Annotated in this window: 9 protein-coding genes and 1 pseudogene; 2 read left to right on the plus strand and 8 right to left on the minus strand. The window is 64.4% G+C overall.

Translation table 11 applies throughout. The annotated features are described in order from the left end of the window. Window positions 1-124: 124 nt before the first annotated feature. Both BLQ75_RS24760 and BLQ75_RS18465 read left to right on the plus strand, forming a co-directional pair. Window positions 125-490 (plus strand): annotated as a pseudogene (locus BLQ75_RS24760) (transposase); the annotation flags it as partial. Between the two features lie 486 nt (window positions 491-976). Further along, window positions 977-2383, plus strand: coding sequence for a hypothetical protein (locus BLQ75_RS18465; protein ID WP_139183030.1), 1407 nt, complete (start codon window positions 977-979; stop codon window positions 2381-2383). On the opposite strand, the gene BLQ75_RS18470 is transcribed toward BLQ75_RS18465, so the two are convergent. From BLQ75_RS18470 to BLQ75_RS18510, 8 genes are all read right to left on the minus strand, one after another. Then, window positions 2362-3288: a hypothetical protein gene (locus BLQ75_RS18470; RefSeq protein ID WP_139183031.1), complete on the minus strand. Its 927-nt coding sequence runs from the start codon at window positions 3286-3288 to the stop codon at window positions 2362-2364. The two genes, BLQ75_RS18465 and BLQ75_RS18470, sit on opposite strands and share 22 nt — an antisense overlap. Window positions 3289-3307: 19 nt before the next feature. Next, the gene (locus tag BLQ75_RS18475; RefSeq protein WP_092603913.1) at window positions 3308-6499 is read right to left on the minus strand and encodes a type I restriction endonuclease subunit R; all 3192 of its coding nucleotides are present in this window, start codon (window positions 6497-6499) and stop codon (window positions 3308-3310) included. Next, window positions 6499-7698: a restriction endonuclease subunit S gene (locus tag BLQ75_RS18480; RefSeq protein WP_092603914.1), complete on the minus strand. Its 1200-nt coding sequence runs from the start codon at window positions 7696-7698 to the stop codon at window positions 6499-6501. Before BLQ75_RS18480 ends, BLQ75_RS18475 begins: the two co-directional genes overlap by 1 nt. Continuing rightward, on the minus strand, window positions 7691-9316 hold the full coding sequence (locus tag BLQ75_RS18485) for a class I SAM-dependent DNA methyltransferase (RefSeq protein WP_092603915.1): 1626 nt from the start codon (window positions 9314-9316) through the stop codon (window positions 7691-7693). Before BLQ75_RS18485 ends, BLQ75_RS18480 begins: the two co-directional genes overlap by 8 nt. A gap of 11 nt (window positions 9317-9327) precedes the next feature. Further along, window positions 9328-11217 (minus strand): hypothetical protein, encoded by a 1890-nt coding sequence (locus tag BLQ75_RS18490; RefSeq protein ID WP_211481454.1) that lies wholly within the window; start codon window positions 11215-11217, stop codon window positions 9328-9330. A 182-nt stretch (window positions 11218-11399) separates the two neighbouring features. Beyond that, on the minus strand, window positions 11400-11600 hold the full coding sequence (locus tag BLQ75_RS18495; protein ID WP_139183032.1) for a hypothetical protein: 201 nt from the start codon (window positions 11598-11600) through the stop codon (window positions 11400-11402). A 468-nt stretch (window positions 11601-12068) separates the two neighbouring features. Beyond that, window positions 12069-12368, minus strand: coding sequence for an RNaseH domain-containing protein (locus BLQ75_RS24765; RefSeq protein ID WP_092603918.1), 300 nt, complete (start codon window positions 12366-12368; stop codon window positions 12069-12071). 165 nt (window positions 12369-12533) lie between these two features. After that, window positions 12534-13360: MAB_1171c family putative transporter (locus tag BLQ75_RS18510; protein ID WP_092603956.1), on the minus strand; the 827-nt coding region annotated here is incomplete at its 5' end.

Genomic DNA, 13360 nt, shown 5'->3' on the forward strand with positions numbered 1-13360 from the left:
ACGCGCCGGCGCCGACGGGACGCCAAACGCCGCCTCTGAACATCGATACCGGGGTGCTTGTCACTAAACCGCCGCAATGTGCCTCGGAGCTTCAGTCCTTGGGAAGGATGAGGGCTCAGGTCCGCGATTGTGGGAAGACAGCTGGTTAAAGTTCGTGCCGTTGTTGGACTACAGTCCCGAGGCCCGCCGGGTGCTCTACAGCACCAACGCCATCGAAAGCCTCGACGCCCGGCTGAGCCGGACGATCTGGGCCCGCGGGCACTTCCCCACCGAGCAAGCCACCTTGAAGTGTCTGTATCTGGCGGTCCGATCGCTCGAGCCGCCTGTCGGTGCCGCTGCGCCCGACCGTGACCGGCTGACGCAGGGAGGGAACACTGCCACCGTCCAATGGATACCGGCACTACGCCGCCGACAGGCCGTTGAATATCTCCTGTGCTGTCTCCTCGTCGTTTCCGAGGGTAGCTGCACGAGTCTGTTCAGGAAGCCCTGAGACCTGATGAGACGGCACCACTGTGTGGGGGGGGCTGACAGAGGCGAGATCAGTTTCAGCCGTGGGAGTCCTCGCTGGGAAACGGGGTATTGGCGCGCAACACGTCCGAGTCCGTCTCAACGGTTGGCGAGGCCGGTGTGGCAGTGGCTCGTGTACGAGTGGGCCAAGGTGGGTTCTTGTTCGCTGGATCAAGTGACGATTTCGACGACGATGTCGCGGAGCCTGCGTTACGGTTCTGCGAGGCGCCCGTTGGAGCATGTCGACGGTCTAGTTAGGTCCGCAGCGTTCTTGGTCATGAGGAAGTCCAGTGTTTGGTCGATTGCCGTAGGCGGGGGCAGCACGACCTGCAGATCCTCGGTGAATGGGGCGTTGCTCGCTGAGCTGTCTGCGCGTCTCGCCCGCTGTCGGGTTCGCATCATCGGGTGGCGGTGTGAGAGGCAGAAATTCAGAGTCCAGCGGTGCGTCGACGGTGACATTGGGGATCGCGTGCGAAAGTGGGACAAGCTCAACGACAAGCAGCATGCCGCGCTGCGACGGATCGCTGACGGCGATGACCTCAGCAGCCCGGAAGCTGTTGCTCTACGTCGGTCGGCGAGAGCGCTCGCAGACCGTGGTTTGGTGACGGTGAGCCGACGCGGTGGCTGGAGCGCATCGATCACCGATGCCGGTCGCTACTACCTCGAGCGCGGTCATCACCCTGAGCGGCCGGTGAAGGGCGGTGGTATGGGTGCGTCGGGTGAGCACAGTAGTGGAGCGCACAAAAGTCAGTCAGGTGGTGGCGGCAGGGCATCCGAGGGGCGGAGGTCGTCGCCCCACACCATCGCGGCCATAGCTGCCAAGCGGCGGGAGACCGCCGAGGAGTTGGTCGCCACGCTGCAACGCGATGGCGAGGTGGTCATTGAGGACGCGAGCACTGAGCAGCGGGATGACTTGCGGCGGGTGATCGACTTCGCGAAGCGGCACGGTCTCGTAGCCGCCAACCAGCGGATCGAGAAGAGTCAGTGGCGGAGGCGCGGTATTCGCGTGCGGTTGATCTCCGGTCCTCAGGCCAACTCGAAACCGATGTCGAATGTGACTCGCATCAAGGTGCCGATCTCGGTGGAGGAATGGCATCCACTGCTGGCGGCACTCAGCCAGCCCGGCGACGTTCTCGGTGTCTCAGAAGACAGCTTGCCGCGTGCGATGCGGATCATGCATGCGATGCTGGTGGAAACCGAGAAGCGTGGCTACGAAGCTGGCTGGTCGGACGACACTTCGCAAGGCGTCGAGATCCGCATCGACGGGTTCGCCCAGACTGTCACGATCGAGGAAGAGCTGGTGAAGCAAGACGTTGTTCCGGGCGCTGCGGAACTCGAGAAGACCGAACTCTACGACTGGCAACGGATCAGACCCGAGGTCAAGAAGATGCCCTCGGGTAAGCTCGTCATGAGAGTTTCTGGGACTTGGCGGTTCGGGGCCCAGCAACGATGGACCGATCGCAAGCGGTGGTCCCTCGAAGATCGGCTCGGAGACGTACTGGCCGCGGTTGAGGACATGGCCAGCGAGAAAGCCGAACGCAAGCGTGCCAACGAGGAGGAGGTGGCGGCTCGGCAGCGGGCGTGGGAAGACGCGATGGCGGCTGCGCGGGGCGCATTTCTGCGTGACAACCGGGTCAAAGCGCTGACGAAGCAGCTCGATGGCTGGGAACAGGCCGATCGCATTCGTGCATTCGTGCTGGCGGCACGTCGTAAGGGACAGGCTGATAACGCGTGGCTCGAGTGGGCGGAGTCCTACGCGGACGAAATCGACCCGTTGACCGGTCCTGTTGAAGCCCCGGATGATGTCGAGCCGAAGTCCGAAGACCTGCGACCTTATCTCGGACGGTGGAGTCCTTACGGCCCAGGCCGCCGCTGATTCGCGCGATTGGCTTGGCGGAGCACCTCGACCGGTATGCCCAGATCGCGTTCCAGCTCACGCGCGGTCTTCTCGTCACCGTTGTTGCGGACGGCGTCGATGGCGCGCTCGACGAGTTCGCCCAGTCGTTTCACCTCGGTGCGGAGTGCCTCGAGTTCGTCTTGCCGCGCGACGGCTTCGGCTCCGCACCATTCGCGTACGAGGTCGCGCAGGGGGCGAAATTCTTTGTCGGTCTCGGCGCAGATTTCTGGTGAGATGTATGTAGATCCCGACATATAGCCCCACCGAATTTCGTGCTCGTGCTCGCGCTCCTCCTTCGTGACCTCGGCTGTGTAATGATCGGCGTACTTCTGCGCTATCAACTGAGCCAGATCATGCATCACTCGCCACGGCACGATCAGTGAGCCGTTCTCGGCGGTGAAGACCACCGGGTCATCGACCACCCTCGCGCGTTCGATTGCGAGGTCTTCCACCAAGGCGTCGATATCCGTGATCTCCAGCGCGCCTTCGTTTCGGCCACACAGTTGCCGTGCATAGTTGTGACCGGGTAGCAGGTCGAAGATCCAACCGGCTGCGTCGTTCTCGGTGGTGCCGCGTGCGTCCGCTGAAGCGTCCCGCACTGCGTTCCACTGCCGATCGCGTTCTTGCCACGCGGCGGCGTCCTTCCAACGTACCTTCAACCGGTTCGGCGGAACCCAGTCCTCACGCCCCTCGTACTCGTCCTCGACGAAGCGCACTCGCACTCGAGCGGGACGGGCGGTACCAAGCCGTAGAACCTCGACACAGGTCACGGGGCCTCGTGCGCCTTTGCGGTACGCCCACTGTTGCTTGGGCTCGATGGGCTCGTCATTCACCGCTTTTATTGTCGGATGCTCGCCGTTGCCCTTGCCCGTCCGACTCGCCACGCCGTGCTCCTCCCCTGAGTCAGTCGTCCTCGTCCTGGGAACCCGTGTCGACATAGCGAGGGGCCATGGCTTCCATCTGCTCGATGACAAGCCGGACCGCCTCGGATTGCTTGTCGGGCGGGTACTTGTACTTCACCAACAACCGCTTGATGGACGACCGCAGCTTGGCTCGTACATCGTCACGGACGGTCCAGTCGGTCTTTACGTCGCGCTGCATGATCCCGACGAGGTCGCGGGCGATCTGCGCTAGCACGTCCTCGCCTTGCAGCTCGACTGCCGACTCGTTGGTGCATACCGCGTCGTAGAAGGCGAGTTCGTCGGTGGACAGCGGAGGAGAGAAGTGCTGACCGCGGTTCCCTTCATCGGCGACCTCCTTGGCCATCGCGATCAGTTCGGCGATGACCTCTGCCGACGTCAGCTGTTGGTTGGTGTACTTGCGCATGAGCTCGGTGATGCGTTCGGAGAACGTGCGCTGGCGCACCAGGTTGTGTTTGGTGACCTTGTCCGATTCCTCGGTGAGCAACGAACGCAACGCCTCGATGGCGAGGTGCGGATTCGACGCGGACTGCGCCTTGACCTGGAAGTCCGGTCCGAGTTCGGACAGCGACGGCTTCGGTAGGCCCGCAGCGTCGTAGATGTCGACGATCTCGCCCGGTGCCGTCGAGGTGGCGATCAGCGACGACAGCATGCGCTGGACCTCCTCGGGCACCGGCTTGCCCTCGGCCTGCCGTTCAGCCGCGTCGAACTTGCCCATCCAAACGCGGACCTCTTCGTAGAACCGCACCACCGGGCGCAGCTCCTGCACGTCCTGGCTGCTCGAACACAACGCCCAGGCGCGGGATAGCTGGCTTGCTAAGCGGCGGAACTTCGCACCGAGGGCTTCTTCGTCTTCGGGTACCTGGTTGCCCGGCGTGGCGGGTGAGCGGAGATAGCTGGTGAGTCCGTGGGCCGCTTTGAGCCAGCTCTTGCCGCCACCGTCGAGTTTCTTCCGCCACGGGTAGCCCGTGCACAGCGCGTCGAGCGTGTCGACAAGCTTCTTGGTCAGGTCCACAGCCTCGTCGATGTTCTTGCCGACCGGCTTCTGGGCCTGATCGGTCTTGGTGTACTCGGCCAGAGCCTGGTTGAGGTTCTCCGCCAGCGGCGCGTATCCAACGAGCAGACCGGAGGGTTTGCCGCGGAAGGTGCGGTTGACCCGCGCGAGGGTCTGCATGAGCTGGGCGCCTTTGAGCGGTCGGTCGAGATACAGAGTGTGCAGGGGAGGCGCGTCGAACCCGGTGAGCAGCATGTCCTTGACGATCACGATTTGGAGTTCGTCGTCTGGGTCGCGCAGGCGCTGCTGGATGGCCTTGTTCTGTCCTTCCCGTCGGACGTGTCTGGCGATCGCGCCGGTGTCGCTGGCTGCCCCCGAGTAGACGACCTTGACCACGCCCTTGTCGTGGGCGTCGTTGTGCCACTCGGGGCGGAGCTTGATGATCTCGTCGTAGAGGTCGGCGCAGATCTGGCGGGTTCCGCCGACGATGAAGGCCTTGCCGGGGGACTCGATGAACTTCCGCATTTCCGCCGAGCGCTGTTCCCAGTGCTCGAGGACGTCGGATGCGAGGGCCTCGAGGCGGGCGGGAGCGCCGTAGATGGCATTGATGACGGCGACGGACTTCTCGAGGTTCGTGCGTTCGACGTCGTCGAGCCCGGTGGTGACCTCGTCGGCCACGCGGTCGAGGTCCTCCTCGCTGACATCTTCGGACAGCGACACTTTGATCAGGCGCGGCTCGAAGTAGACGGGAACAGTAGCGCCGTCGTCGACCGCACGGGTCAGGTCGTAGGTGTCGATGTAGCTACCGAAGACCTCGCGGGTGTTGCGGTCGGTGAATGAGATCGGCGTCCCGGTGAAGGCGATCAGCGCGGCGCACGGGAGGGCGTCCTTGAGATGACGAGCGTAGCCGTCGAGGTTGTCGTAGTGGCTGCGATGCGCCTCGTCGGCGATGACGATGATGTTGCGACGTTCCGACAGCAGGGGATGGTCGAGTCCGGCGTCCTTCTCCTCCTTACTGAGCCCGAACTTCTGCAGTGTCGTAAAGTAGATGCCGCCGGTAGTGCGGTTGGACAGCTCCTCGCGCAGCTGTGCGCGCGAGGTCACCTTGGTGGCCTGTTCGGGAAGCAGCTGGGAACGCTGGAAGGCTTCGAAGAGCTGGCCGTCGAGTTCCTTGCGGTCGGTGACCACGATGATCGTGGGGTTCTTGAGTTCGGGTCGCTTGCTGACGAGATGAGCGTAGAGCTCCATCTCCATCGACTTGCCGGAGCCCTGCGTATGCCAGACGACACCGGCCTTGCCGTTGCTCTGCACCGCCGTCACGGTGCTGCCCACCGCCTTGGTCACGGCGAAGTACTGGTGCGGCTTGGCGATGCGCTTGAGGTGGCCCTCGGCGCCTTCGTCAAAGGCCGTGAAGTTGCGTTGCAGCTGCAGGAAACGTTCGACGTTGAACACGCCGTTGATGAGCAGCTCGAGTTCCAGATCGGCGTCCGGATCCTCCGTGTCGACGGGCGCGCCGTCGTCGTCGACGTTCCACGGCGAGTAGTGGTTCAGTGGCGTGAACGGCGTGCCGTAGCGGGCGGTGATGCCATCGCTGATCACCGTGGTCACGGCGAACCGAAACGCCATGGGGAACTCGCGTAAGTAGGTTTCCAGCTGCGCGTGGGCGGCAGCGATGTCGGCCTTCTTGGCACCTGCCTGCTTGAGCTCCACGATGGCGATCGGCATGCCGTTGAGGTAAAGCACGACATCGAAGCGGCGTTCGACCTCGGCGGAGCGGATCGTCACTTGGTTGACGGCGAGGAACTCGTTGTGCTCAGTTTTCTCGCTGACCAGCCGGATCGTGGGGTTCTGCTCCACACCGTCGCGGTCGATGTAGGTGATGCGGTAGCCGCCCACGCAGATGTCGTGGACCCGGCGGTTCTCCGCGATCGCGTCCTGCGAGGTCGGCTGGAGGATCTCCGCGAGCGCCGGCTCGAGGTGCTCGGCGGGCACCTGCGGGTTGAGCTCGCGCATCTTCGCCAGCAGGCGGCCGCGCAGGACCAGGTCGTCCCACGAGTTGCGGCCGTTCTCACTGCCGGGCGTGATCGCCGTGCCCGGCAGCGGCCGCCAGTCCTGGTCGGCAAGTGCTTCGAGGGCGATGTTCTCCCACTCGGCCTCGCTGAAGCCATCGTTCGTCGCCATCAGACGACCTCCTCCACAGTTCTCTCCGCATCCCGAACGCGGATCTTTCCGGACATGAGTAGGGGGAGCAGCTCGTCGCGGGTTTTGGTGAGGGCGCGGGATTCATCGACAGCCGCCTTAACCCGCGGCAGTAGGCTGTCCGCTAGTCGCCCGAACTCGGCAAGAGCTTCTGGGGCGGGGAGACGCACCTTGAAATCCTGCAAGTCTGCTGCGGCAAGGCGCTGACGGCCGGACGTCCCCGCCATGTGCCGGATCGCGAACTCACGAAACCGTTCGCTCGTTGCGAGGAAGTAGGGGAGAGCAGTCGGAATCCCTTCGTTCGAGCGCAACACGATGTACTCGGTCGAGCCGACACCGACGTCGCCTGGTTCCAGGAAGTCGATGAACCCGACCTTGCCGTTCTCCAGGCACGGGGTGATGCGCGCAAGGAGCGTGTCGCCGTTCTGAAAGCGCGCCCCTCCACGCGGTTCACGATGACCCCAGCTCTGTACCGTCATCGCCCGATCGGGCAGGCTCTTCATGTCCAGGTAGACCGCTGGGTTGCTCTTCGGAGCTGGCAGCTTCGGATTGGTCGTGACGAGCTCACAAAGCGCGACCGCCTCGCCGGGGCCGGCCTCCACGTCTATTCGTAGGCCGCGAAATCGTGTGCTGAGGAGTTCTTTTGTGGTTGCGGCGATGCGGTCATTGGCGTCGATCTTGTCGTCGAGTGCTCCCAGCACCTCCGCGATCGCTCGTTGGTCGTGGAGCTCAGGCAATGGCGGGAGGAGGAGCGCTTTCGCATCTGCGACTCGGAGATGCGCGACGGTTGATCCCATCGACTGTAAGGCGATTCGGTTTTGGACTTCCGGGCTTATAAGGAGAAAGTAGAGGTATCGAGGGTGAACGATGTTGGGATCTGCGCGTAGATGCATGGTCCTCTGTCCTGCGGCGATGTTGCCACCGGGTGGGATTCGGACAACGGGGCCCACAGGAGCCTCGCGTGCGAGGAGCAGATCCCCTTCTCTTGGTGTGAGTCGCCTCGTCCATCGTGCGAATGTTTCGCTAGAAATTCGGCGCGCTTGTCCTAGATCAATCGTATTGCCGCGCATCGCGGGTGTGCCGACTGCAAAATAATCGCCGTCTGCGGACTCAGGCGCGGTCCTGTTGACACAGTCGACGATCTCTTCGCATACTCCTGCGAGGGCGATCTGCTCAGCCATCGATCCGTTCCATCTGCTCGCGGACGACCTTCTCCAGCCGTGCCGACTCCTCGAAGGCGTCAAGGAGCTCCTTGGTCAGTCGCTGGATCTTGTCGTCGATCGGTTCCCTGTCGTCTTCCACCTCAGGCGCGCCGACGTAGCGGCCGGGTGTCAGCGCGTAGTCGGCGGCTTTGATGTCAGCCAGGTCCACCGACTTGCAGAAGCCTGGCAGATCTTCGTAAGTCAGCTTCTTCTTGGAGGCCGACCGGGTGCCGCGCCAGGAGTGGTAGATGTCGGCGATCTTGGCGATGTCGTCTTCGGACAGAGCGCGCTCCGCACGATCGACCATGTAGCCGAGTTCGCGGGCGTCGATGAACAGCACCTCGCCGGAACGGTCCACGGCGCCGTTCGGGCCCGCGGTCTTGTCCTTGGAGAAGAACCACAGGCACACCGGGATGCCGGTGCTGCGGAACAGTTGTGTCGGCAGGGCGACCATGCACGACACCAGGTCGGCCTCGACGATGCCCGCGCGGATCTCGCCTTCGCTGTTGGCCTGCGTGGACATCGAACCGTTGGCCATCACGACACCGGCGCTGCCGGTCGGCTTCAGCTTCGACAGGATGTGCTGGATCCACGCGTAGTTGGCGTTGTTGGCAGGGGGGACGCCGAACTGCCACCGTGAGTCGTCCTCGTAGCGCGTCCAGTGCTTGATGTTGAACGGCGGGTTCGCCAGCACGTAGTCCATCTGCATACCGGCGTGGTGGTCGCGCGCGAAGGTGTCGCCCCAGCGGGCGCCGAGGCCGGAGTTGTCGATGCCGTGGATGGCGAGGTTCATCTTCGCCATCCGCCAGGTTTCCTCGATGCTCTCCTGACCGTAGATGGCGACGTTCTTCGGGTCGCCGTCGTGCTCGTAGATGAACTTCTCGGTCTGCACGAACATGCCACCGGAGCCGCAGCACGGGTCATAGACGCGGCCGCTCGACGGTTCGAGCACTTCGACGAGCACCTTGACCACGCTCGGTGGGGTGAAGAACTCGCCGCCCCGCTTGCCCTCGGCGCGGGCGAAGTTGCCGAGGAAGTACTCGTACACTTCGCCCATCAGGTCGCGGGCGCGGTGCTTGCCTTGCCTGCTGAAGCGTGCGCTGTTGAACAGGTCGATCAGTTCGCCGAGGCGACGCTGGTCGATGTTGTCCCGGTTGTACAGGCGGGGGAGCGTGCCCTGGAGCGTGGGATTGGCCTTCATGACCAGGTCCATCGCTTCGTCGATCAGCTGACCGATGGTCTTGGCGGGTTCGTTCCCCGTCGCGGTCTTGCCCTTAGCGTTCTCGGCCAGGTACGACCACCGCGCGGCAGGGGGTACGACGAACACGCCGTAGCCCTGGTACTCCTCGGGCTCGTTGATGAGGTCGGCGATCTGGTCTTCGTCGTAGCCCTGCTCGGACAGCTCGGCCTGAATGGCCTCGCGGCGCTCGTCGTAGGCGTCCGAGACGTACTTCAGAAACACCAGGCCCAGGATGACGTCCTTGTACTGGCTCGCGGACAGCGATCCGCGAAGCCGGTCCGCCGCCTTCCACAGCGTGTCCTTGAGCTCTTGCGTCGTCGACGGCACCGACGGTTCTTTCTTCGTGCGTGGCGGCATGGGCGTACTTCCTATTCCTTCCTCGGCACGGTGAGCGTTACCGCACCGGCGGCAACACCGTCGATCATGGCTGACACCAGGTCATCAACAGCGGCGAGGTGTTTCCGCAGGCGCGTTTCGTACTGGGTTGCTGCGGTGAGCGCGTGTTCGAGTTGCTCGATGAGCTCCGCGTCGACGATGGGCACGTTCCAGGTGCGCCACTCGGCGGTGCCGTCCGAACGACGATTGATGATCGCTGCCGTGGCATGCGGCCCGATCCCGGTGCCGGGCTTGATGCGCAGGATTCGGGAGGGCGACGCGACCATCGAGCCTCCCACATCATCGACGAACGCGGCGGGACGGGGACGCTCGGTGAAGACGACATCTCCGGGCTCGGTACGCGCTGCACGAGGGTAGAGCCGTACCGTATCGAGCGGATCAAGTGCGAAGAGCTCGCCGCCAACGCTGGCCGAGACAACGGGCACGGAACCCGCGGGATGCGCGTGCGCGCGGTCGATCCTGCTGCCTCGCTTGACCACGAGCTGCTTGCGGTCACTGAGCTCGCCCAACGAGTGTCGGCGCACCAGCCTGGACCCCGGAGCAGCGTCGGCGAGGACGTCGAACGGCGGTACGGGCTCGCCGGTGACCAGGGTGGCTGCGTTGATGCGCGCCAGGTGTTCCTTCACCGCCTTCGTCGCCAGTTGGAGCGCCCGGATACCGCGAGGAACCACGGGGAGCCGCGAGCTGAGGATCTGCGTGAGGTCGTGCGGTCGCAGATAGCGATACGCGCGGGCGCGCTCGGATTCGAGGGCACCGGTGACGTCGGCGACGAGATCACCGGCGTCGAGTTCGTTGTCGCCGACGGCCGCGAGATCAGCGACCAGCGGGCGGTCACGCGAGACGCCTCCAGCGCAGACCCACAACCCGAGCGGTTGCCGATGAGCCTCCTGCCACAGGCCACGGGGCAGACGGAGTGCGAGAACGAGGTTGCCTGACCGCAGCGTCTGAGACCGGTTCTGCTCGAGCTCCCCAGGCAGGTCGTCGCACAGGACCGCCGCAGGGCCGAGGATGACCGCGAGCTCCGAGGCAGCGAGATCAATGATGAGCTCGTCTACGGCGTCGAGGGCGCGTCTGGGCTCCGCGCCAACGGTCGAGAGTATGCGCACGTGTGGGCTCGTGGGCTCGCTCGTCGTGGCGATCCCGCGGATGGTTGCTCTCCTGCGCAAAGCCCGCTGCTGCGATCTGTCACTCGTCACGACCACGTGGTTGAAGTCGGCAGCCAGCTTCAGCGTCAGTTGCGTGGCCTCGCCGGCATGGACCAGGGGCGTGCCCTCGGTGTCCAGGTGGAGCCCGCAGCTCGCTGTGATGTGGCGGACCAGGTCGATTGCCTCAGCCGTGAGGTCTCGCACGCCGATCGCTCGTCCGACGCGACCGTGCTCCAGGCGGTCGAGTGCCTCGGCGGCACCGAATGACGCTTCGATGAGGTCGTCGATGAACCTCACCGTTGCCGGTGAGGGTGTCATGGCTTCGACTTCGCGGCGCAGGAACTCATCCTGGGGGTCGAGGTTTGTGGCCAGCTTGTGCCGGTCCTGCGTCGTGGTCTCGGCCAGCTCCACGCCGGTTTCCGTGGCCAGACACAGCAACGTCACCAGCTCCTCCAGCTCCGCATCATCGGGTGCGCTCAGTGCCGGGGCGTCGAGATCCGCTTCGCTGTTATTCCCACGGCCCGTGCGCTGTAGCCAGTCGACGATCGCGGTACGGTCGAAGTGCTCGACACCGCTCACCACGCGGACGGGACTGGGGAAGGGGATCGCCTCGCCGCGCGCGATCGGTCTCTTGCGCCACATGCTCACGACCGGGCGCCGAACGCGGGCGAGGTCGGCGATGTCCTGCATGGTCAACGTCTGCGCGGTGTCCGACATGCGCTTCCTTCCCTCGGTCCGGTACGTAGCTTATCGAGTCGCGGTGACAGATAGTTACGACCAACACCGATAAGCCCCCTTATCGGTGTTACGGATTCGCAGTCGTTCTATGGTAAGTCGCGCTCCTGTCCTGAGCTGCCGGATGGCGGCGGCGACGAGAACAGGAGCGCAACGATGACTGACTACTGACAGGGCGCGGCACGGTTCACGAACAACATGCCGCAGTGTTGATTGAGCATCTGACGATGCGCGATCGTGATATGGTGCGAGAGGCCCAGCATTGGATGCCTGGTGAGCGCGGCCTCGTGGTGGGGGATCCCGAAGCACTGACCAGCGCGGATCTGACGGCCTTCGCCGGCGAGGCCCTGCGTCTCGGTGCGCATGCATTGACCGCGACTGGACAGGCCCAGCGAGTCGCACGCTTTCGAGCACATGCTCAAGGACGTCGGCAACCGCACCTCCAGGTCCACCGCTCAGGCGACCGAGGCCACGCAGCGGGCTGCAAACGACGCAGCCGAAGCGGTCGAAGGCAGCGTGGGATGCCCAACAGGCGATCGCTGATGCCGACGCCCGCAGTCGCAAGGAGTTCACGAATGCCGTGGATACCGCGAAGCAGACCATGAATACCGAGCTCCAGCGGATCTTCGGCGGTGAGCGTCCCGACCTCCTCGAGCTTCTCAGACTGGTGCTGGACGCATTCGGGCGCGAGCTCGACACGAAGGCAAAGGCGGGAATCACCGAGCTGGTCTCGACAAAGTTGTCAAGCAGTTCGACCCGAACTCCCCGATCGCCAAGCACGTCCAGCAGCTGTAAACGCACCAGTCCGAGCTGATCGAGAAGTTGAATGAGCATCACACAGCTGTCAACGTGAAGCTCGACGAACTGGCGACCGCGGTGAAGGTCCAGGAAGCCACGACGTCGCTGGCGAACGTGACCCCGCTCAAGGGCGAGTCGTACGCCGACCGCGTGCATGGGCTGATGCGTGACATCGCGTTGGGACTGGACTCGTCATTCCTAGTCGGTCTCGTCCGGAGGGGGCCGGGGTGGTCCTCGTCGGAGCACTTTGCCAGATGCAGGGGCAATGGTAGGCGGATGCGGTCATCCCAGGTGGCGGCTTGGTTGCACAGGCGCGCGGTGAGGGCGGCCGCCAAGTCGCGTCGTTGTCAGGTACCGGCTCGAGCGACGGCGATCTCGATGGCGGTTAGGCCGTGCCAGTCTCCGTCCATTGTCATGAGGCGCCCCCCGAGGTCTGCCTGCCGTCAAGCGGGCAGACCTCGTTTTCGGGTGGCAGGCGGAACCGTGTGGAGGGTGCTCGTTTATGGGGCCGTGGTGCTGGTGGGATGGGCGTGGGCCAGCTGGGTGTATTCGTGGGCGAGGCTCAGGAGGTGGTGGGTGTCGGCGTTGGTGTCGTGGGTGGTTGGTGCCGCGATGATCGAGGGGAGGGCTGCCTGGGTGCGTGTGGTGGTGAGGGCGGTGTGGACGAGTTGTGCTTGGTGTGCCGGAGTGTGGTTGGGGTGGATGGGTTCGGGGAGGTAGGGGCTGAGGCAGACGAGTCCGTCGCGGCATTCGATGATGCGTCGGTAGTAGCGCAGTCGCATGTGGCGCAGTTGCCAGGCTTCGCGGCGTGGGGTGGTGGGGGCGAACAGGGCGATGTTGGGGAAGTGCTGGTACAGCGCAGCCCAGAGTGGGCGGAGTTGCCGGTGGTGGCGGCGCATGGTGATCCACAGGCGGGCTTTGATGATGCCGGTGCGCAGTCCGGGGTAGCCGATGCCGAGGAAGAAGAGACCGCTTCCGATGGCCAGCAGGGGTGGTGTCCAGTGTGCTGTTCCGGGAACGGGATCGGTGCCCAACAGTAGTCGGCCGGTGGTCGACAGCACGCGCGGCAGGTGCGTTCCCAGCAAACACACGATGAGCCCGAGAGCGGCCACGGTCAGGCTCTGACGGGCACCGGAGTAGGTCTGCCTCGCCGAGGCTCGGCACAGCCAGGCACCGTGAGCGGTGGCGTAGCTCATGTAGAGATTGCCGATGAGATAGAAAGCCAGCACACCGGGATGCTGACCCGCTTCGGGATAACTAGCCCCGCGCCACTCCACGCTGGTGGCGGCGAAGGATAGCGTCAAACCGAAGCTGGTCAGGGACGCTA

This window comes from Actinopolyspora xinjiangensis (assembly GCF_900104475.1).
In the GTDB taxonomy this organism is placed as follows: domain Bacteria; phylum Actinomycetota; class Actinomycetes; order Mycobacteriales; family Pseudonocardiaceae; genus Actinopolyspora; species Actinopolyspora xinjiangensis.